Here is a 19,258-nt window from a genome sequence, read left to right on the forward strand (position 1 = left end):
GAGATGTTCGTCGGCGTCGGCGCCAGCCGCGTGCGCGACCTCTTCGACCAGGCCAAGCGCAACGCGCCATGCATCGTCTTCGTCGACGAAATCGATGCCGTTGGCCGCCAGCGTGGCGCCGGTCTTGGCGGCTCTCACGATGAGCGCGAGCAGACGCTGAACCAGATCCTCGTCGAAATGGACGGCTTCGACACCAACACCAACGTGATCGTCGTCGCGGCGACGAACCGTCCCGACATCCTCGACCCGGCGCTGCTGCGCCCCGGCCGTTTCGACCGGCAGGTCATTCTCGATCGCCCCGACAGCCGCGGACGGCAGATGATCCTGGACGTTCATGCGAAGGGTAAGCCGTTCGAGAAGGACGTCGATCTGCACGTGCTGGCGAAGCAGACGCCCGGATTCTCCGGCGCCGACCTCGCGAATCTCGTCAACGAGGCGGCCATTCTGGCAGCGCGCCGGAACAAAAAGAAGATCACGATGGGCGAGTTCAACGAGGCCGTCGACCGCGTGATCGCCGGTCCGGAGCGCAAGAGCCGCGTCATCACGCCGCGCGAGAAGGAGATCATCGCGTACCACGAGGGCGGGCACGCGCTCGTGGGTCACCTCCTCGAGCACGCGGATCCGCCCTACAAGGTAAGCATTGTCTCGCGCGGGATGGCAGGCGGTTTCACACGCTATCTGCCAGAAGAAGACCGTCACCTCATGTCGCGTTCGAACTTCAAGGACGTGCTCGCGTCCAGCCTCGGCGGGCTCGTGGCAGAGGAGTTGATCCTCAAAGGCGAGTCGACGACAGGCCCCTCCGACGACCTGAACAAGGCGACGACGATTGCCCGGAACATGGTCACGCAGTGGGGCATGAGCGAGCGCCTGGGGCCGCGAACGTTCGGCAACAAGCAGGAGTTGGTGTTCCTCGGCCGTGAGATTGGCGAGCAACGCAACTACAGCGAAAAGGTGGCCGAAGAGATCGACGAGGAGGTGCGCCGCCTCATCGATCACGCATATCAGACAGCACGCACACTGCTCGTCGAGAACCGCGAGCGGCTCGACCGGCTGGTGAAGATCTTGCTGGAGGTCGAGACGATCGAGGGCGACGACCTCAAGCGCGTGCTGGACGGTCTCGACAGCGACGAGCCGGCGGCGCCTGACGCGCCGGCCATGCCGGCCGAAGAGCCCGAAGAGAAGGCGGAGCCCGAGACATCGCCGGGACCGCAACCCAAGCTCGGTCCGCCGGGGCTCGCGTGGGGCAGTCAGTCCAACATCAAGCTCGACGCGGACGGCGACTAACGTCCACAAACGCGATCCTGAGTTGTCAGAAGGCTCCCCATGGGAGCCTTCTTGCTTTGTGAGCGTTGGCGGCAGCGGTCAGTTGAGCTGGTTGACGAGCTGGAACGCCGGCGGGGCCGTGCGTTGAATAACCAGATAGGAGCCCGTCGGCGGCTTCACCTCCAGCGAGAACGAAGCATTGGGCCCGACTACCAACCCCTCGGCCGCAAGGTCGATCGTGATGCGTATAAGTTCGCCGGGTTCCAGCAGCGTATCGGCGTCGCCACGAAGCGCGGCGGCGGTGAAATTCACGTCGGGGACAAGGTTGTCCGAGTCGAAGTATGTGATCACGGTGCTGTTGCTTACCGCGGTGGGATCGAGATTCACGGTGTCGCCGCCCGCGGCAAGCGTGAGGTCGAACTCGATCGTGTCAATCTGCGTCAGCCCCGCGTTCGCGTTCGCGACGAGACCGCTGGAGAGCGTCATGGTGCTGCGCGTTTTCGCCAGGCCGGCGTACACCGCCTCCTTGCCGCGCTCCGAGCTGAAAAGCCCCGTGCTGAGCACGACGAACGCAAACACGGCGGCGACGACGACGAACGCGATGAGGATGATCGCCGTTTCGAGGCCGGTGACGCCGTGTTCCTCCTGGAATCGCTTCCAGGCGCTGCGCACGCTGCTCAGGCGACGCGCCGTCGCTTCGATGAATCGCACTGGAGCCACCTCCCGTCCCCGGCGCCTCGTTCCGGCGGGCGTCCCCCGGGGTCAACCTTCGTGGAACCACTAGGTGGAGTCCCTAGGGATGTTTCGGCCAGCCCATCGCGCGGCTTTAGGAGAGCGTGCATAAATTTTGCCGCCACGGCTGCCCGGCCAGCGCAGATTCGCCTCGTTTGACAGATTCAAGATTTCGTCGATAGAATGACCTCCGAGCCTGCCGCCGCGGCAGGTGTTCCCTTGTCTGCAGGTGTTCCCTTGTCTGGAGGAAGCCGTGTACGCCGTCGTACGGACCGGTGGGAAGCAGTACCGCGTCGAAGAAGGCCGCGCCGTGAAGGTGGACCGCCTTCCCGGAGAGCCGGGCGACACCGTGGAACTCGGCGACGTGCTGCTCATGGGCGAGGGTGAGGCGATCACCATCGGCGCGCCGACGGTCGAGGGCGCGCGCGTGCTGGGCACGATCGCCGAGCAGGGACGCGACGCCAAGATCGTGGTCTTCCGCTACAAATCCAAGACGCGCTCCCGCAAGAAGACCGGCCACCGCCAGCACTTCACGAAGATCGTGGTCGATGACATCCTGGCCGCGGGCCAGCAGGCGAAGCCGAAGCCGGTCGCCACGGCGCCTGAAGAGGAACCCGCTGCGGAAGCTCCGAAGAAGCGGGGACGTCGCAAGGCGGTCGCCGAGCAGAACATCGAAGTCGAAGAGCGCGTCGCGGGGCTCGCAGATCCAAGCGCCGAGGCAGCCGAGACTCCCGATGCCGAGTCTGCGGAGGCTGCCCCCGAAGCCGCGGCCGACGAGGCGCCGGCTGAAAACGTCGAGGCGCCGGCGGAAAAGCCAAAGCGTCCACGCAAGAAGACGACGGAGTAACCAGGCATGGCACATAAAAAAGGCGTCGGCAGTTCGCGGAACGGGCGCGACAGCAACTCGAAACGCCTGGGCGTCAAGCGCTCTGACGGCATGATCGTGCGTCCCGGGACGATCATTTTGCGGCAGCGCGGCACGCGGTTTCACGCCGGCGTGAACGTCGGGGTCGGCCGCGACCACACGCTCTACGCCCTCGAGGACGGACTCGTGAAGTTCGAGCCGTACGCGAAGGGCCGCCGCAAGCAGGTCAGCATTTACCCGGCGACATCGGATGCAAGCTAGATAGCAGAGGAACGAGAACAGACGACATGAAAGCCAAGATTCACCCCGAATACACGGAATCGACGGTCCACTGCGCATGCGGTAACCGCTGGCAGACGCGCTCGACGAAGCCCGACCTGCACGTCGAGATCTGCAGTAATTGTCATCCGTTCTTCACGGGGCAACAGCGCATCGTCGACACGGCGGGACGCGTCGAGCGTTTTGCGAAGCGTCTCGAGAAGTCCCAGGCGGCGAAGGCGAAGCGCAGCAAGTAATCTTCTCGACCGAAAGGCGTACGAAGGGCGGTGCTTGTGCACCGCCCTTCGCTTCTCCGCATCGTGCGTGGTATCACACTGCGGATGCACGATCTGTACATCCGCAACGCGCGCATCCCGGTTGGCGACGGAGCGTACGCCGATGCGGCGCTGATCCGCGACGGTCGATTTGCTTTCGTCGGCGCCGAGATCGACGCGAACGTCGCTGCGGACACGCAGACGTTCGACGCGCGCGGCCGCCTGCTCCTGCCGGGGTTCGTGGATGGACACGCGCATCTGCTGGGCACCGGCTTCGCGATGCGAAACGTCGATCTGAAGGAAACGTCGAGCGCTGAAGAGGCGGCGCAACGCGTGGCCGCACGAGCGAGTCTCGGCAAACCCGGTGCGTGGATCCGTGGCGCCGGTTGGGACCAGAACGACTGGCCCCGCGCGCGCTTTCCACATCGAAACGTGCTCGACAGGCTGATACCTGATCACCCGGTCGCGTTGAACCACACGTCTGGACACTGCATATGGGTGAATAGCGCCGCACTGGGCGCTGCGGGCGTGACGCGCGAGCACGAAGCGCCGTTCGGCGGCGCCATCGATCGCGACGAAGCCGGGGAGCTTACTGGCATCCTCCGCGACACCGCGTCCAAGCTGATCACTGATGCAATACCGTCGCCGTCAGCAGCGGAGCGCGACGCCGCGATGTCCGAAGCGATCGCACACGCACATGCGCTCGGCGTCACGGGCGTCCACGCGATGAACGTGGGCCGCGGCGAATACCAGGCTGTGCTGGCGCTCCGTGACTCAGAGCGGCTGCGACTCCGCATTCGTGCGTTCATGACCGCTGATCGCCTCGACGAGTGGTTGGAGCGCAATCTGGCTACGGGCGACGGTGACGACATGATGCGCATCGGCGGCGTCAAGTTCTTCGCAGATGGCGCACTGGGATCGATGACGGCATGGATGCTGGAACCCTACGAAGACGTACCGGACGCCGGGTTCCCGCTGCAGCCCGTCGAGGAACTCGAGATGAAGGTACGCGCGTGCCTCGAGCACGGGCTGGCACCGGCGGTCCATGCGATCGGTGACCGCGCGAACCGCGAAGTGCTCGACCTGTACGAGCGGCTACGGGATGTCGCACCAACGCTTCCGCGGCGGATCGAACACGCCCAGTTGCTCACGCGCCACGAGATCCCCCGATTCGGCGCGCTGGGGGTGACTGCGTCCGTGCAGCCGATCCATGCGACGCAAGACATGCAAAAGGTGGACAGATCGTGGGGCGCACGTGGCGACGGCGCCTACGCGTTTGCGTCATTACTCAACGCAGCCGCGACGCTGGCCTTCGGATCGGATACGCCCGTTGAGACCATGGATCCGATCGCCGGCCTCCACGCAGCCGTAACGCGACAGCGGCGAGACGGCGAGCCATCAGATGGGTGGCATCCGGAAGAGCGCATCTCGCTCGACGCGGCGATCCGAGCCTATACCGCGGGATGCGCACATGCCGTAGCTGAGGAAGACGTTTCGGGCAGGATCGCGGAGGGTTACTTCGCAGATTGCGTCGTTTTATCCGACGACCTGCTATCGGTCGACGACCCCGCACGCCTTCTCGACGCCCGCGTCGACGCTACGATCGTCGGCGGCGAGATCGTGTACGAACGCAACTAATCGGATCGCGCGGCCGCTGCGATTACAGCGAGAACTGCTTCTTGCCCTCGTAGACGTCCATCGCCTCATCGACACTGAGGCCGCCGTAGGTGACGGCCGCGATCGCGTTCGTCATTCGCACGGCTTCCTTCAGCGACTTCTGGTGAATGTTACGCCCGGTCGCACTGCCTGCCGCTCCGGCGATGAAAATCTGATCGTGCAGCGTCTGCAGGAACTTACGCACGTCGGTACTGGAACCGCCGGCCGTGATCACGCGGGTGCGCCCGGCCGCCTTCACGGCTTCCTTGAACGCCTCGGCGGCGGCGCCCTCCTTGGGCTTGGGATAGTTCACCTTCACGAAATCGGCACCCAGCGTCGCCCCGAGCCCCGTCGCGCCGGCGATCAGGTGCGGATCTTGCTCCTCGGGCACGGCTTCGCCGCGCGGGTAGATCCAGAGGACGGCGACCATGCCGCGGCGGTGCGCGTGCATGCACGCCTGCGCGGCTTCGCGCATCTGATCGTGCTCGTACTCACTGCCGAGATACACGGTGTAGCCAACGCCGACGACATTGAGGCCGGCATCGCGGAGCGTGAGTGCATCGTCCACGCTGACCCACGCCAGGCTCTGCGGATCGCGCTGCTTCGTCTTGATCAAATGCGACTTGGAGTTGAGCTTGACCAGGTACGGCAGCGTGGGATAGTCGCGCCCGTAGCGCGCGATCAGCCCGAACTGCGTGGCGAAGCAACCGATCACGCCTTCAGAAGCGATGCGGAACAAGTGCTCCGGATCGGCATCGTCCATGTGGATCGGCTCACCGCTGCTGAGCGCGCCGTAGAAGTCGTCGTTGAGGTGCTCGACTTTTTGGTCGCCGGCAAACAGCATCAGCCTGCCGGTGCCCTTCGTGATGGTCTGGATGTTCTGCTCATACAGGTCCGCGTGCTCCGACGGGACGTCCGCCGGGACATCGACCTTGGTCAAGAGCGTCGTCATTCGGTCCTCCATCGATCGCGGTGGCTTGCCTGCTCCCATGATCGCGTGCCGGCGTGACAGCTTCAAGGCTCGGCACCTTGACAGGAGGTAACAGCGGCGTTCATGAGCCGCTGCTAGCCGCACCCGAACGCAGCGGATAGGCTCCGATGATGGCAGGAGTCAGGCGCCCCGGGACGCGCTTCGGCGGGCAGGCGGTCATCGAAGGCGTCATGATGCGCGCGCCGACGCACATGGCCGTCGCCGTCCGCGCGCCGGACGGTCGCATCGTAACGATGTCGCGGCGATTCGAGCGGGCGGCGACTGGCCGCGTCCGCGACATACCGTTGCTGCGAGGCATCGTCACGCTGTACGAGACGTTGACCCTCGGCGTTCACGCGCTCACCTGGTCCTCGCTCGTCGCCGCCGGCAAGGAAGACGAGCGCATCAACGATGCCCAGGTGGCGTCCACCGTCGCGTTCATGGTCACCATGGTCACCGCCGTTTTCTTCATTGCGCCCGTGCTGTTGACCGCCTGGACCAGCGGGATCCTGGGGAGTGAGTACGCAGAAGTGCTGTTCGAGGGCGTCCTGCGCGTCGTCATGCTGCTCGCGTACATCGCGTTGCTCGGCCGCTCACCGCAGATTGCCCGTGTGTTCGCCTATCACGCTGCGGAACACCGGACGATCCACGCGTACGAGCACGACCTGCCGCTCACGATCGAGAACGTACGCCGGTTTCCGAACGCACACGCACGTTGCGGCACGGCGTTCCTGCTCACCGTCGTAGTGCTCGCGATGATCCTGTTTCTGTTCCTGGGCGCCCCGCCGTTGTGGCTGCGGCTGCTCTCACGTATCGCGCTGGTGCCCGTCGTCGCCGCGCTGGCGTATGAAGTGCTGCGGCTCGGCCAGCGGTTCGAGCGCACGCCGGTGCTCGGGCTGATTTATCGCCCGAACCTGTGGCTGCAATCATTTACGACGCGCGACCCGGACGACGCGCAAATCGAAGTAGCGATTCAGGCGCTCGACGTCGCGATCGCAAACGAGGTGCAGCCGGAGGCCGCGGAACAGCCGTTGACCTAGGCGGTCGCCGATCCTTCGACCTCGTTGAAGAAGCAGGACTTCGCGCCGGTGTGACAGACGGCGTTACCGAGCATTTTGACGCGAACCAGGAGCGAATTGTTCTCGCAGTCCGCCTTGATTGAGCGGACCTCGAGGTAATCGCCGCTCGTCGCGCCCTTGTGCCACACCTCGTTGCGGCTACGGCTCCAGAACACCACCTGGCCGATCTCCTTCGACGTTCGCAGGGTGTCGGCGTTCATGTAGCCAAGCATGAGCACGGCGTCCGTGTCGTCGTCCTGGATGATGGCCGGAATCAGGCCCTGGTCGTTGTAGTTAAGCAACTGCGTGTTTCCTCAGCGCTACGGCCCGCACGGGCCCGATGGACGATTCGTTCGCAGAAGGCGCCGGCACAGCACTACAGCCGCACCGGCAGGCCATGCGCCTGCATGTAGCGCTTCGTCTCGCCAATGGAATACTCGCCGAAATGGAAAATGCTCGCGGCCAGCACCGCGTCCGCGCGGCCGTGGACAATGACGTCGACGAAGTGTTGCGGGTGGCCAGCGCCGCCACTGGCGATCACCGGCACATCGACAGCCTCCCCTATCGTCCGCGTCAGCGCGATGTCGTAGCCACTCTTGTGACCGTCGGTGTCCATGCTCGTCAGCAGGATCTCGCCGGCGCCCAATTCGACCACGCTCTTCGCCCATGCGACGGCGTCGAGGCCTGTTGCCCGCCGGCCACCGTGCGTGTACACCTCCCAGCGCCCCTCCCCCATCGCCTTTGCGTCGATCGCCACCACGATGCACTGCGAGCCGAAACGATCCGCGCTCTTGCCGACGAGCTTCGGATCCGCGACGGCGGCGCTGTTCAGCGACACCTTGTCGGCGCCAAGCTCGAGCAGGACGCGCACGTCCTGATCGCTGCGGACGCCGCCGCCGACCGTGAACGGGATGAATACCTCACCGGCGGTGCGCTCGACCATGTCATACACCGTGGTACGATCGTCGCTGGACGCCGTTATGTCGAGGAAGACGAGTTCGTCGGCCCCCTGCTCGTCGTAGATCTTCGCCAGCTCGACCGGATCCCCAGCATCGCGCAGTTCGACGAACGAAATGCCCTTGACGACGCGTCCATCGGCAACGTCGAAACACGGGATCACGCGCTTGGTCAACATGGTGTTCGAATGGTAGCAAACGTCCTCGCGCCTGAGTCGGGCTATCGCCTGCGCCCGACGGCCAGCAGGTTGACGCGCAGGTGTTTCAGGGCGTCGAAGCGGTTGACGAGTCGCTCAAAGCCGACGCCCAGGGCGTAGGTCGGCGTGCTGAATGCCAGGTACTCCGGTTCCGTCTCGAACTGGAAGAGATGCTCGATCTCCAATCCAGAACGCTCATACAGCCCACGCAGCCGTCCGGCGGTGTTGGCGCGGTAGACCGTCGGGAAGATATCGTCGACGTCGACCCCGCGCGATCGGTTGAAGCGAAGATGGAACCTATGCGGCAGCAGCGCCGCGCTCATCGTCACGTAATGCCACCGGTTCGGCGTGAGGACGAGCAGGCGGCCCCCAGGCTTAAGGACGCGAGCCAGCTCGCTGAACACTGCGTCGGGCCGGGTCAGGTGCTCGGCCACATGACTCGAGACGGCGATATCGAACGTCGCGTCGCGAAACGGGAGCCGCGCGAGGTCAGCGCGCGCGGCCGCATCGACGTTGCGGTTTCCCCGCGGTTCGGAGGTGAGGTCGACGCCCACGATGAGCTTCGGGCGACAGGCATCCGCGAACGCGTACTGAAATACGCGTCCACTGCCGCAGCCGGCGTCGAGCATCACGTCGCCCTTGCGGACGTGATCGTGCACCACGTCGGAAAAGCGGTCATACATGCCGCGAAAGTCAGCCGGATAGAAGCGCTCGCGCAGGGCTTGTTTCTGCCAGCGAAGACGTGACATGTGCTAGGGCCAGACGTAGACGATCGACACGGCGACAGTCATGACCGCCATGGCGGCGAGCGCGAGGAGCATGCGGGCGGGCAGGTGATGGGCGCTGCGCCGTTCGAGGATCAATGCGCCGGCCGGCCGCGTGACCGGCCGCCGAAGCGGCGCCTTGCCCCGAGACGAGCGCAGGGAGCGGCCGAGCAGGGTCGCGTCGCCGAGATCGCGAACCGCTTGCCCGATCGCGGCATCTCCGTCGACGCCGTCAAGTTGCAGCTCGCGCACCTGGTCGCGTATGTGGCCGCGCAGTTCGTCGCGTGCGGCCTGCTGCTCCGCGAACGAGCCGCCCATTGCCCACGAAACTTCGTTGAGATAGCCGTCGATGGGGTTCATCCGCTCTTTGACGTTCGATCTGGTTCAAGCACGAGCGACATCGCGCGCGAGAAGGCGTCCCACTCGCTGCGCTTTGCCTTGAGCTCGGCACGACCCCTGGCTGTGATCACGTAGCGCTTGCGGCTCGGCGTACCCGTCGACTGCTCCCACTCGCCGTCGATCAGACCGCGATCCTCCATCCGATGCAGGATCGGGTAGAGCACGCCCTGGCCCAGCTCCAGCGCGTCGCCGCTGCGACTCCGCATCTCCTTCGCGATCTGGTAGCCGTGCAGCGGCCCCTCATCCAGAATCGCGAGGACGACGGTGGCGGTATTGCCCTTGAGCAGTTCCCGGTCAAAGCGCATGGCAGCACCAGTATGAAGGGACGGAGGCGCAGGCGACAATCATACGGCGGGCCACCGCACTGCCCGCATCGGGTTGGTCGGCGTACCTTCGCGGATCCTGGCCGCATCGATGATAACGTCGCCGAACGGCGTCACTCGCAGCGCGATCGTATCGAGCGAGCGTGGCGGCGGTCCGAAGACGCGGACGCCGGCCTTCGTGAATACGCCGCCACGGCACGGACAGACGAGCCACTCGGAGCCGGGTTGACTGCCGAGGTGGTAGTCATCTCGCCATCGCGCATCGCAATGGAGATGCGTACAGCGTGCGTTGACGGCCAGCAGGCCACCGGGCGCCGCGCCCGCGTGATCGGCTGCGTAGCCTTCTCCGGGCGTCAGGTTCACAAGCAAGACGCGCCCTTCGACGCGTAGCGGAGGCGACCCTGGCGACGGCACATGGTCGCGCGGGACTACGACCTCGTTCCCGCGATTTGTCGCGCGAGGATAGGTGATTGCCACTACTGCCGCGCCGCCGGCGGCGCCCAGAGCGGCGATCGAGCCGGCGAGCGCGATCTTCGCGAAGCGCCTGCGGTCCACCGGCCCGATCATGTTTGGGCCGTCGATCGATACGGCACGGCGCGCGCCGGATTGTCGGTGCCGCCCTCGGTGATGCTTCCCGTCTGCACGATGATGTCACCGCTATCACTCACCTCGATCGCCATCGTATCCATGGAACGAGGTGCGGGGCCGAAGACGCGTACGCCGGCCCGGGTGTAGGTCGAGCCATGGCATGGGCAGAGAAAGACGCCTCGCAGGTCCTTGTAGCGGGCATCGCTCTTCCACGGGATCGTGCAACCGAGGTGCGGGCACTTCTTGTAGAGCGCGACGAGTCCGCCGGGCGACCGCGCCTCATCGCCGGGCATGGCGCCTTCTCCGGACTCGAGGTTCACGAGCACGAACCGGCCTTCCGCAAAGGATCGCGGCGCGTCGCCGGGTCCGGGAATCCGGCTCGCCAGCACGCTGATCGGCCCGCCGAATCCGGTGACGTTCCGCGGGTACAGCGAGTTGAGCACTGAGCCGACGCCTGCCACAACGAGCGTGCCGATCCCCGCCCAGAACGTGGCGATCAGTGCGCGGCGTCGGCTCAGGCGTCCCGAGGCGACGTCGGCGGCGGGCGGGACCGAGACGGCAGGGGTGATCTTCGCGTCGGCGGTGATGATGTCGGGCATGCTGCCCTCCTCTACTTAGATGGTATTACTATCTAGTGAGGGGCGCAAGGCCGCGGGTGCTTCGTGGGGGCGCGTGGAACGCATCGTTTTCACTCGCATCGGGCGCTGATATACTGCGGGCGTTCTGAGAACGAGAGTCCGGACGCTGGGGCCAAGGAAGGCCTCAAATTTATGTCTGGAAGATTGGAGAACCGATGACCACCGCAGCTGCCGCACCCCCACCCGTCTCCATGAAGGCGCTCCTCGAAGCCGGTGTGCATTTCGGGCACCAGACGCATCGCTGGAATCCGCGCATGAAGCCGTTCATCTACACCGAGCGCAACGGCATCCACATCATCGATCTGGCGCAGACAGTCCCGTTGCTCAAGCGCGCGATGGACTTCGTCCGTGGCGTCAGCGCGCGGGGCGATGCCATCCTCTTCGTGGGCACGAAGAAGCAAGCGCAGGACGCGATTGAGACGGAGGCGACGCGTGCCGGCCAGCCGTTCGTCACGAACCGCTGGCTCGGCGGCACCCTCACCAACTTCCAGACCATCGAGAGCCGCATAGACCATCTGATCCGGCTAGAGGATCGCCGCGACCGGGGCGAACTCGCGGTGCTCACGAAGAAGGAGGCCGGCAAGATCCTCGAAGAGGTCGAACGGATGAACCGCTACTTCGGCGGCATCAAGAACATGAAGCGCCTTCCCGGCGCATTGTTTATCATCGACCCGCCGATGGAACGCATCGCCGTCACCGAAGCACTCCGCATCGGCATCCCGATCATTGCCATGTGCGATACGAACTGCAATCCGGACGAGATCGATCACCCGATCCCATCGAACGATGATGCGATTCGCGCAGTGAAGCTGATCGCAAGCCGCATCGCCGATGCCGCGATCGAGGGACGCTCGTTGGGCCAGACGTACGCGGCAGAGGTCGACGCGGGCGAGGTCGACATGGAAGCGATTGCGGCGGGCACCTATTCGGCTTCGCCGGACGACCCGGAGCCCCGGACCACTGCGGAAGAGGCGCCACCAGCGCCCCAGGCCTGACCGAAGGAAGGACACCACGTGGCGGCAACTGCTGAAGACGTAAGACGGCTGCGTGAACTCACAAACGCAGGCGTGATGGACTGCAAGCGCGCCCTCGATGAGGCCGCCGGCAATATCGATCGCGCGGTCGAGATCCTCAAGGAGCGCGGCGCCGCATCGGCCGCGAAACGATCGAGTAGAGAGACATCGCAGGGGCTCGTCGACTCGTACATTCACGCAGGAGGCCGCATCGGCGTACTCGTCGAAGTGAATTGCGAGACCGACTTTGTGGCCCGCACGGACACCTTCAAGCAGCTCGTACACGACATCGCGATGCAGATCGCCGGTATCCCGACCACGCTTGCGATCAGGGAAGAGGAACTGCCCGACGATGCCGAGGGGTCGCCGGAAGAGACGGTGCTTCTCAAGCAGCCGTTCATCCGCAACGGCTCCCAGACCATCGCGCAGCTAGTGCAGGGAGCGATCGCACAGACGGGCGAGAACATCCGGATCAGGCGTTTCGCGCGCTTCGAGCTCGGCCAGTAGGCGCCGGGCGATGGGCGACGGCCCCTACAAGCGCATACTGCTGAAAGTCAGCGGCGAAGCCCTCATGGGGCCGGCTGCGTACGGCATCGATCCGGCGACTGTTCGTGCCATAGCGACCCAGATCAACCGCGTCAACGAACTGGGCGTCGAGACTGCCGTCGTCGTCGGAGGCGGCAACATCTGGCGGGGCGCGCAGGTCAGCGAGACCGGCATGGACCGCGCAACCGCGGACTACGCCGGCATGCTCGCAACCGTCATGAACGCACTCGCGCTGCAGGACGCCATCGAGCAGGTGGGCGGGAGCGTACGGACGCAGACGGCCATTCCGATCCAGCAGGTCGCGGAGCCCTACATTCGACGGCGCGCGATCAGGCACCTCGAAAAGCACCGGGTCGTGATCTTTGCAGCCGGCACCGGCAACCCGTTTATGACCACCGACACCGCGGCCGCCCTTCGCGCGATCGAAATCGACGCGGAGGTGCTGCTGATCGCCAAGAACCGCGTCGACGGCGTGTACGATGCCGACCCACGCAAGAATGCCGGTGCGCGGCGGTTTGCGACGCTGTCGTATATGGACGCGCTCAGCCGCCGGCTCGAAGTCATGGACAGCACGGCACTGTCGTTGTGCATGGAAAACGAGTTACCGATCGTCGTCTTTGACGTCGGATCGGCCGAGGGCATTGTCCGTGCCGTGCAGGGTGAGGGCATCGGCACGCAGGTAGGAGCGACGGAGACGGCGCTGGCGCCTGCATGACGGGTAGAACGGGCTGAGGCGGCGGAGGCGTGATGTACCATGGAGCCGGTCGGAGGAAGCTGAGCGATGATCGACGACGCGCTCCGTGATGCGGAGCACCGGATGCAGAGCGCCATCGCTGCGCTGGACCGCGAACTGGACACAGTGCGCACCGGCCGTGCACGGCCGGCGTTGGTCGAGTCGCTGAAAGTCGACTACTACGGTGCGCCGACGCCGTTGAACCAGGTAGCGACGATTAATGCGCCTGAGCCCCGGATGATCACGATCCAGCCCTGGGATAAGACGCAGCTCGGCACTATCGAGAAGGCGATCCAGAAGTCAGATCTCGGTTTGAATCCGACGAACGACGGCAACATCATCCGCCTCGTCATTCCCGCGCTGACGGAAGACCGTCGCAAAGATCTGGTGAAGGTCGTACACAAGAAGACCGAAGATGGACGCGTAGCCGTGCGCAACGTGCGGCGTGACGCGCTGGAGGAGCTGCGTAAGCTCCAACACGACAAGCAGGTCTCCGACGACGAAGAGCGGCGCGCGCAGGAGCGGCTCCAGAAGTTGACGGACAAGTACGTCGCCGAGATCGAAAGACACGGCCAAACGAAGGAACAGGAACTCCTGGAAGTCTAGGGTTGCCGACGGGCGCCGAACGGGTCTTTGATGCGCATCAACGGGAAACGGAATGCAAAGGGCGCGACCGCTGAGCGCGAAGCGGAAGCGGCGCCCCTGCATGAGCCTACGCGCCACCCGGCACCGCCGCGTCATGTTGCGATCATCATGGACGGCAACGGGCGCTGGGCGGCGGCGCGGGGGCTCTCCCGCAACGCGGGCCATCGTGCCGGCACAGAGAATATACGGCGCATCATCCAGGCATTCGGCGAGCGCGGGGTCGAGGTGCTGACGCTCTACGCGTTCTCGACCGAGAACTGGAGCCGGCCCCGCCGCGAGGTAAACGCGCTGATCCGGCTCATCCCGCGCGTCGTAAGCCGTGAAGTGAAGGAACTGCACAAGCGCGGCGTGAAGCTCGTGCACATCGGCAGCCTCGAACCACTCTCGGCGGACCTGCGCGCAAAGGTCGAGGATGCGATTGCGCTCACCAAGGACAATAGCCGGATGACGGTAGCGCTGGCATTCAATTACGGCGGCCGCGCGGAGATCGTCGAGGCGGCGCGGCGGCTCGTGGCGTCCGGCGTGGCGCCGGAGGAGATCGATGAGGAGGTGTTTGCATCGCACCTCTTCACTGCGGGCCTTCCGGAGCCGGACTTGATCGTCCGTACCGGCGGCGAGGCGCGCATCTCCAACTTCCTGCTCTGGCAAGCGGCTTACGCAGAGTTCTACGCGACGGAGACGTACTGGCCCGACTTCGACGAAGTCGATATCGACCGCGCCCTCGACGCGTACACGCGCCGGGAACGGCGCTTCGGCGGCGTCGAAGCGCGAAATGGCGTGAAGCACCACGCGTAGGTGTTAGCGCAGCGGATCGCGACCGCCGTCGTCGGCGTCCCTCTCATCTTTCTTCTGATTCTCGTTGGCGGGAACTGGTACGTGGCGTTCGTCGCGGCGGCGCTTGCTATCGCCTCTCTGGAGTTCCAGCACCCGCGTCTTGGCTGGCTGCATCACGTGAGCCTGCTCGCGGCGGCCTTCTGCGCGGCGATGGCCAGCGGGGCGCACGTCGGGCTCAACTGGGTCCTCTGGTTCATGGCGGGCGCAATCCTGCTCACGCTCGCGGCATCGCTGATCCCGTTCGACGCAGACCGCATGCTTACGGATTGGCTGTGGACAATCGGGGGGATCGCCTACGTCGGGTTCCTGGGCAGCTTCATCGTGCTGCTGCGAGACTTCCCTAACGGCCGCGACTGGGTGTACCTGGCGCTCTTCAGCACGTTCTCCGTCGATACGACCGCCTACTTCACGGGTCGCGCATTCGGCAGCCACCCGCTGGCGCCCGCCATCAGTCCGAAAAAGACGGTCGAAGGATTTGTCGGCGGCTACGCAGGGGGCTTCGCCGCCGTGCTGCTGCTCAATTATTTCCTTGGCCTGCGTATTGAAGCGTCGCAAGCCGTCTTGCTGGGGTTAGTGTTCCCGCTCGCTGCGACGGTTGGCGACCTCGCGGAATCCGGAATCAAGCGCTCCATGCATATCAAGGACGCCAGCGAACTGATTCCCGGGCACGGCGGCGTGCTCGACAGGCTGGATTCCATCCTGTTTACGTTCACGCTGGTATACTTGTTCACACAATGGATCATCCTGTGACCGGCGTTGCAATTCTCGGGTCCACCGGCTCGATAGGACGCCAGGCACTCGATGTCATCCGCCGGCTTCCCGGGCGTTTTCGCGTCGTGGCGCTGGCCGGCGGCTCCAACCACACCCTCCTCGAAGACCAGGCGCGCGAATTTCGGCCGGCCTACGTCTGGTGCCAGGACGATGCCAGGCACATGGACGTGAAAGCTGCCGCGGGCCGGACCGCGCGCTGGGCGACGATGGAAGAGATGGCGTCGAACCCAGGCGTTGACGTGGTGGTCGTCGCGACGGCGGGCAAGGCGGGCTTGATGCCGACGCTGGCAGCGTTGCGCGCGGGAAAGGCCGTCGCGCTCGCCAACAAGGAAGTGCTGGTCATGGCCGGCCACATCGTCACGAAGGCGGCGGAAACGGGGCATGGCGAACTGCGGCCGGTAGACAGCGAGCACAGCGCCATCTGGCAATGTCTCTGGGGTGAGGACATCGCGGCCGTCGAGAAGATCATCCTGACGGCTTCGGGGGGCGCCTTCAGGGACCTTTCCGCCTCGGAGTTGGCGCGCGTGACGCCGCAGCAAGCGCTTCGCCACCCGACGTGGGACATGGGACGCAAGATCACGATCGATTCCGCGACGCTGATGAACAAGGGCTTCGAGGCGATCGAGGCGCGCTGGTTGTTTAACGTGCCGATGGATCGCATCGAGATCGTCATGCACCGCGAGAGCATCGTGCATTCGATGGTGGAGTTCAGCGATGGCAGCGTGAAGGCGCAGCTCGGCGAGCCGGACATGCGACTGCCCATTCTCTGCGCGCTCACATATCCCGACCGTACGGCCTGTGACGACGTCCCGAAGCTGCATCTCGCACGAAAGGGGACGCTGACGTTCGGAGAAACAGATCTCGGACGGTATCCGTGCCTGCGTCTCGCGCTGGAGGCTGGCGCCAAAGGCGGAACGTGGCCCGTCGCACTTGCCGCGGCCGACGAGGTCGCCGTCGAAGACTTCATGCGGGGTACGCTCGGGTTCACGGATATCGCGAAGGTGGTGGACGCGACGCTGTCGGCGCACGCCGGGCGGGCCGATCCTACACTCGACGAAGTGCTGGAAGCCGACGCATGGGCGCGGGAGTTCGCGCGTGAACATACGAAGACCCCGGCGGCGAGCCGGCACCGTTGAACCAACTCCCACGGCGCGACGTAGTACCTGACGAGGGCCCTTGGACCTACTGACCCAGTCGATCATCCCGTTCGTCATCATCCTGCTGGGACTGATCGTCCTGCACGAGGCCGGCCACTACTTCACCGCCAAGCTTTTCGGCGTGAAGGTGCTCGAGGCAGGGGTCGGGCTACCGCCACGCATCTGGGGATTCACCTGGCGCGGGACGGACTACACGATCAACGCGCTCCCGTTCGGTGCCTTCGTCCGCATGCTGGGCGAGGAAGACCCGAGCGATCCGCAAAGCCTCGCCGCGCAGGTGAAGTGGAAGCGGATCGTCATCATCGCGTCCGGCGCGGTCATGAATCTCATCGCCGCGATCGTGCTCTTCGCGGTCAGCCTCATGGTGCCGCAGGAGGTATCACAAGGTGGGGCCATCGTCACCGAGGTGATCCCGAATAGCCCCGCGCAAGAGGGCGGTCTGCAAGCAGGCGACCAGATCCTCGCGATCAACGGACGCGATGCAGAGAGCGCCCAGGACGCGAGTTACCTCGTCCGGCTCTACCAGGGGTCAAACATCGACTTCACGGTGAAGCGCACGGATCCTCGAAGCGGGCCGCAGGAACTGGTCATCGAAGACGTGTACGCACGCTGGGATCCTCCACCGTACGTCGATGAGTGTGGCGTGGAGCAGCGTCAGGGCATGACGGGCATCGGCCTGGGCGTGCGCCACGGGCAATTCGTGCCCTATAGCGCTGACGACAAGGTAGAACTGCAGAAGATCAATCGCGAGGCGTTCACCGAGTATCGTGAGAAGGTGCCGGGCGATGCGCCGGCATCGTGTTCGGACGGACGAGATTTCGGGTTCATTCCGCTGAACGCAAACCAGTGCGCCGACCTCGATGCGGACGTGCGGGCGCGTGCGGTTGCGCTGAAGAACGAACTGTTCCCCGGATCGACGGCGGACTGCTACCGGTTCGACCCGGGCCAGGACTTCGAGCCGTTCGTACGCACGCGATCGCAGCCGCCGTGGGAAGCGTTCCCGAACGCTCTGCGGCTGAGCTTCGAATCGCTCATCTACACGCGGAATACCGTCTGGAGCCTGGTCCGCGGCTTCGACACGGGTGGACCGGCGCTGGCGGGACCCGTCGGCATCGCGCAGGCGACTGGTGAGGTCGTCGAAGCCGGCGGCTGGCTGCCGCTGATCACGGTCGCGGCTTCGTTGAGCATGAGCCTCGCGATACTGAACATCCTGCCGCTTCCGATGGTCGACGGCGGCCGCCTGCTGTTTATATTCATCGAGTTCATAAGAGGTGGCCGACGCATCGATCCGCAGAAAGAAGCGCTGGTACACTTAGCTGGATTCGCCGCAATGATCGTGCTGGCGCTCGTGATGACGTACTTTGATCTCGCGCGTTGGATTGGTGGAGATAGCCTGCTGCAATGATGAGCCCTCGCCGCACCTCGAAGCCCGTATTCGTCGGCGACGTGCAGATCGGTGGCGACGCGGCCGTCGTCGTGCAGTCGATGTGCGCGACGGACACATCTGACGTCGCCGCGACGGTCCGGCAGCTCGACGAGTTGAAGGAAGCCGGCTGCGAAGTGGTGCGCATCGCGGTGCCAGACCGTGCCGCGGCCGAGGCGTTGCCGGACATCGTGCGACAGAAACCGCTGCCGATCATCGCCGACATTCACTTCGACTACCGGTGGGCGCTCGCGTCCATCGATGCCGGTTTCGATGCGTTGCGCCTGAATCCGGGCAACATCCGGGACGTCGACAAGGTGAAGCTCGTGGCGCAGAAGGCGAAGGAGCGCGGCATGCCGATTCGCATCGGCGTGAACGCCGGCTCGCTGCCGCCGATCCGCGCACTGGCGGACGGCGAACTGCCGCCGACGTTGCCCGACCGCATGGTGGAAGCGGCGCTCTGGGAGATCAAAGTCCTCAACGATGCGGACTTCGATGACATCAAGATATCGATGAAGGCGTTCGACGTGCCGACGATGGTCGAGGCGTACCGGCGCATCGCGAAGCTCGTCGAGTATCCGCTGCACCTGGGCGTCACGGAAGCTGGCACGCCGCGGGCGGGCTCGGTGCGCAGCGCGATCGGGATCGGCATGCTGCTGGCAGAGGGTATCGGCGACACGATCCGCGTCTCATTGGCGGCGGATCCGGTCGAAGAAGTGCCCGTTTGCTGGGACATCCTCAACACGCTCAACATTCGCAAGCGCGGCGCCACGCTGGTCGCCTGTCCGACGTGCGGCCGCATCGAGATCGAGTTGATCCCGCTCGCCAACAAGGTCGAGGAATACTTCACGAGGCGCGGCAAGGAGATCACGGTCGCCGTTATGGGCTGCGTCGTCAATGGCCCGGGCGAGGCGAAGATGGCCGACCTGGGCATCGCCGGCGGGAAGGGCCGTGGCGTCATCTTCCGCAAGGGCGAAATCGTGAAGACCGTCGACGAGCCGGAGTTCATGTCGGCGCTCATCGAGGAAGGCGAGAAGATCATCGCGGAGATGGAAGCGGGCACGTACACGCCGGTCGGTCACGGCGATGACAACGTGATCCCATTGATGGAAGTACCGGGCCGCTAGGCACCGCGACGCGACGAACAAGCACGCGCCCGCGCACGATCGCCCGGGCGTTTTTCGTGGGAGGGGC

Annotated in this window: 24 protein-coding genes; 15 read left to right on the plus strand and 9 right to left on the minus strand. The window is 65.0% G+C overall.

The annotated features are described in order from the left end of the window. The coding region (locus WEB52_06270) for an AAA family ATPase (GenBank protein MEX2226034.1) at positions 1-1,284 on the plus strand (1,284 nt) is incomplete at its 5' end. Positions 1,285-1,362: 78 nt separating this feature from the next. Here WEB52_06270 and WEB52_06275 read toward each other — a convergent pair. Further along, positions 1,363-1,974, minus strand: coding sequence for an archaellin/type IV pilin N-terminal domain-containing protein (locus tag WEB52_06275; GenBank protein MEX2226035.1), 612 nt, complete (start codon positions 1,972-1,974; stop codon positions 1,363-1,365). Positions 1,975-2,248: 274 nt separating this feature from the next. On the opposite strand from WEB52_06275, the gene rplU reads away from it, so the two are divergent. From rplU to WEB52_06295, 4 genes are all read left to right on the plus strand, one after another. Beyond that, positions 2,249-2,842 (plus strand): 50S ribosomal protein L21, encoded by a 594-nt coding sequence (gene rplU / locus WEB52_06280; GenBank protein ID MEX2226036.1) that lies wholly within the window; start codon positions 2,249-2,251, stop codon positions 2,840-2,842. Between the two features lie 6 nt (positions 2,843-2,848). Then, positions 2,849-3,121 carry a 50S ribosomal protein L27 gene (gene rpmA, locus WEB52_06285; protein MEX2226037.1) on the plus strand — a complete coding sequence of 91 codons (273 nt, stop codon included), beginning with the start codon at positions 2,849-2,851 and terminating at the stop codon, positions 3,119-3,121. Between the two features lie 26 nt (positions 3,122-3,147). Continuing rightward, positions 3,148-3,375 (plus strand): 50S ribosomal protein L31, encoded by a 228-nt coding sequence (gene rpmE / locus WEB52_06290; GenBank protein ID MEX2226038.1) that lies wholly within the window; start codon positions 3,148-3,150, stop codon positions 3,373-3,375. A gap of 84 nt (positions 3,376-3,459) precedes the next feature. Then, complete coding sequence (locus WEB52_06295) at positions 3,460-5,031, plus strand: amidohydrolase (protein MEX2226039.1); 1,572 nt, start codon at positions 3,460-3,462, stop codon at positions 5,029-5,031. Positions 5,032-5,053: 22 nt separating this feature from the next. Here WEB52_06295 and WEB52_06300 read toward each other — a convergent pair whose 3' ends face one another. Then, the gene (locus tag WEB52_06300) at positions 5,054-6,001 is read right to left on the minus strand and encodes an aldolase (protein MEX2226040.1); all 948 of its coding nucleotides are present in this window, start codon (positions 5,999-6,001) and stop codon (positions 5,054-5,056) included. A 149-nt stretch (positions 6,002-6,150) separates the two neighbouring features. On the opposite strand from WEB52_06300, the gene WEB52_06305 reads away from it, so the two are divergent. Further along, the gene (locus WEB52_06305; protein MEX2226041.1) at positions 6,151-7,059 is read left to right on the plus strand and encodes a DUF1385 domain-containing protein; all 909 of its coding nucleotides are present in this window, start codon (positions 6,151-6,153) and stop codon (positions 7,057-7,059) included. On the opposite strand, the gene hisI is transcribed toward WEB52_06305, so the two are convergent. The 7 genes from hisI to WEB52_06340 form a co-directional block, all read right to left on the minus strand. Continuing rightward, complete coding sequence (hisI, locus tag WEB52_06310; GenBank protein ID MEX2226042.1) at positions 7,056-7,379, minus strand: phosphoribosyl-AMP cyclohydrolase; 324 nt, start codon at positions 7,377-7,379, stop codon at positions 7,056-7,058. The two genes, WEB52_06305 and hisI, sit on opposite strands and share 4 nt — an antisense overlap. Before the next feature lie 74 nt (positions 7,380-7,453). Beyond that, positions 7,454-8,212 carry an imidazole glycerol phosphate synthase subunit HisF gene (gene hisF, locus WEB52_06315; GenBank protein ID MEX2226043.1) on the minus strand — a complete coding sequence of 253 codons (759 nt, stop codon included), beginning with the start codon at positions 8,210-8,212 and terminating at the stop codon, positions 7,454-7,456. A gap of 41 nt (positions 8,213-8,253) precedes the next feature. Further along, positions 8,254-8,979: a class I SAM-dependent methyltransferase gene (locus WEB52_06320; protein MEX2226044.1), complete on the minus strand. Its 726-nt coding sequence runs from the start codon at positions 8,977-8,979 to the stop codon at positions 8,254-8,256. A gap of 3 nt (positions 8,980-8,982) precedes the next feature. After that, positions 8,983-9,354 (minus strand): permease prefix domain 1-containing protein, encoded by a 372-nt coding sequence (locus tag WEB52_06325; protein MEX2226045.1) that lies wholly within the window; start codon positions 9,352-9,354, stop codon positions 8,983-8,985. Beyond that, positions 9,351-9,698 carry a helix-turn-helix transcriptional regulator gene (locus tag WEB52_06330; GenBank protein MEX2226046.1) on the minus strand — a complete coding sequence of 116 codons (348 nt, stop codon included), beginning with the start codon at positions 9,696-9,698 and terminating at the stop codon, positions 9,351-9,353. The genes WEB52_06325 and WEB52_06330 overlap by 4 nt, the downstream gene beginning before the upstream one ends. A 39-nt stretch (positions 9,699-9,737) precedes the next feature. Further along, positions 9,738-10,271, minus strand: a complete 534-nt coding sequence (locus WEB52_06335; protein ID MEX2226047.1) for a hypothetical protein — start codon at positions 10,269-10,271, stop codon at positions 9,738-9,740. Positions 10,272-10,279: 8 nt separating this feature from the next. After that, the gene (locus tag WEB52_06340; protein MEX2226048.1) at positions 10,280-10,903 is read right to left on the minus strand and encodes a ubiquinol-cytochrome c reductase iron-sulfur subunit; all 624 of its coding nucleotides are present in this window, start codon (positions 10,901-10,903) and stop codon (positions 10,280-10,282) included. A gap of 194 nt (positions 10,904-11,097) precedes the next feature. Between WEB52_06340 and rpsB the strand changes: the two genes are divergently transcribed. The 9 genes from rpsB to ispG all read left to right on the plus strand — a co-directional run bounded on the left by rpsB (position 11,098) and on the right by ispG (position 19,191). Then, on the plus strand, positions 11,098-11,937 hold the full coding sequence (gene rpsB / locus WEB52_06345) for a 30S ribosomal protein S2 (GenBank protein MEX2226049.1): 840 nt from the start codon (positions 11,098-11,100) through the stop codon (positions 11,935-11,937). A gap of 18 nt (positions 11,938-11,955) precedes the next feature. Further along, positions 11,956-12,462, plus strand: a complete 507-nt coding sequence (gene tsf, locus WEB52_06350; protein MEX2226050.1) for a translation elongation factor Ts — start codon at positions 11,956-11,958, stop codon at positions 12,460-12,462. A gap of 10 nt (positions 12,463-12,472) precedes the next feature. Continuing rightward, a complete protein-coding gene (pyrH, locus tag WEB52_06355; protein ID MEX2226051.1) occupies positions 12,473-13,216 on the plus strand; it encodes a UMP kinase in 744 nt (247 codons plus the stop codon). 69 nt (positions 13,217-13,285) lie between these two features. Next, on the plus strand, positions 13,286-13,840 hold the full coding sequence (frr, locus tag WEB52_06360; GenBank protein ID MEX2226052.1) for a ribosome recycling factor: 555 nt from the start codon (positions 13,286-13,288) through the stop codon (positions 13,838-13,840). Positions 13,841-13,936: 96 nt separating this feature from the next. Then, entirely contained in the window at positions 13,937-14,674 is a 738-nt protein-coding gene (gene uppS / locus WEB52_06365) for a polyprenyl diphosphate synthase (protein ID MEX2226053.1), read from the plus strand. Further along, positions 14,675-15,463, plus strand: coding sequence for a phosphatidate cytidylyltransferase (locus WEB52_06370; protein ID MEX2226054.1), 789 nt, complete (start codon positions 14,675-14,677; stop codon positions 15,461-15,463). It abuts the gene before it with no gap. After that, positions 15,448-16,620: a 1-deoxy-D-xylulose-5-phosphate reductoisomerase gene (locus WEB52_06375; GenBank protein MEX2226055.1), complete on the plus strand. Its 1,173-nt coding sequence runs from the start codon at positions 15,448-15,450 to the stop codon at positions 16,618-16,620. The genes WEB52_06370 and WEB52_06375 overlap by 16 nt, the downstream gene beginning before the upstream one ends. A 40-nt stretch (positions 16,621-16,660) precedes the next feature. After that, positions 16,661-18,046, plus strand: a complete 1,386-nt coding sequence (locus WEB52_06380; protein ID MEX2226056.1) for a M50 family metallopeptidase — start codon at positions 16,661-16,663, stop codon at positions 18,044-18,046. Beyond that, a complete protein-coding gene (gene ispG, locus WEB52_06385; GenBank protein ID MEX2226057.1) occupies positions 18,046-19,191 on the plus strand; it encodes a flavodoxin-dependent (E)-4-hydroxy-3-methylbut-2-enyl-diphosphate synthase in 1,146 nt (381 codons plus the stop codon). The genes WEB52_06380 and ispG overlap by 1 nt, the downstream gene beginning before the upstream one ends. Positions 19,192-19,258 lie beyond the last annotated feature (67 nt).

The organism is Dehalococcoidia bacterium, assembly GCA_040902535.1.
GTDB lineage: Bacteria > Chloroflexota > Dehalococcoidia > DSTF01 > JACRBR01 > JBBDXD01.

Bases quoted from the DNA above. Each gene is read 5' to 3' on its own strand.
- rpmA (MEX2226037.1), top strand. From the start codon at position 2,849: ATGGCACATAAAAAAGGCGTCGGCAGTTCGCGGAACGGGCGCGACAGC.
- rpmE (MEX2226038.1), top strand. From the start codon at position 3,148: ATGAAAGCCAAGATTCACCCCGAATACACGGAATCGACGGTCCACTGC.
- WEB52_06295 (MEX2226039.1), top strand. From the start codon at position 3,460: ATGCACGATCTGTACATCCGCAACGCGCGCATCCCGGTTGGCGACGGA.
- WEB52_06300 (MEX2226040.1), bottom strand. From the start codon at position 6,001: ATGACGACGCTCTTGACCAAGGTCGATGTCCCGGCGGACGTCCCGTCG.
- WEB52_06305 (MEX2226041.1), top strand. From the start codon at position 6,151: ATGGCAGGAGTCAGGCGCCCCGGGACGCGCTTCGGCGGGCAGGCGGTC.
- hisF (MEX2226043.1), bottom strand. From the start codon at position 8,212: ATGTTGACCAAGCGCGTGATCCCGTGTTTCGACGTTGCCGATGGACGC.
- WEB52_06320 (MEX2226044.1), bottom strand. From the start codon at position 8,979: ATGTCACGTCTTCGCTGGCAGAAACAAGCCCTGCGCGAGCGCTTCTAT.
- WEB52_06325 (MEX2226045.1), bottom strand. From the start codon at position 9,354: ATGAACCCCATCGACGGCTATCTCAACGAAGTTTCGTGGGCAATGGGC.
- WEB52_06330 (MEX2226046.1), bottom strand. From the start codon at position 9,698: ATGCGCTTTGACCGGGAACTGCTCAAGGGCAATACCGCCACCGTCGTC.
- WEB52_06340 (MEX2226048.1), bottom strand. From the start codon at position 10,903: ATGCCCGACATCATCACCGCCGACGCGAAGATCACCCCTGCCGTCTCG.
- rpsB (MEX2226049.1), top strand. From the start codon at position 11,098: ATGACCACCGCAGCTGCCGCACCCCCACCCGTCTCCATGAAGGCGCTC.
- pyrH (MEX2226051.1), top strand. From the start codon at position 12,473: ATGGGCGACGGCCCCTACAAGCGCATACTGCTGAAAGTCAGCGGCGAA.
- WEB52_06375 (MEX2226055.1), top strand. From the start codon at position 15,448: ATGGATCATCCTGTGACCGGCGTTGCAATTCTCGGGTCCACCGGCTCG.
- ispG (MEX2226057.1), top strand. From the start codon at position 18,046: ATGAGCCCTCGCCGCACCTCGAAGCCCGTATTCGTCGGCGACGTGCAG.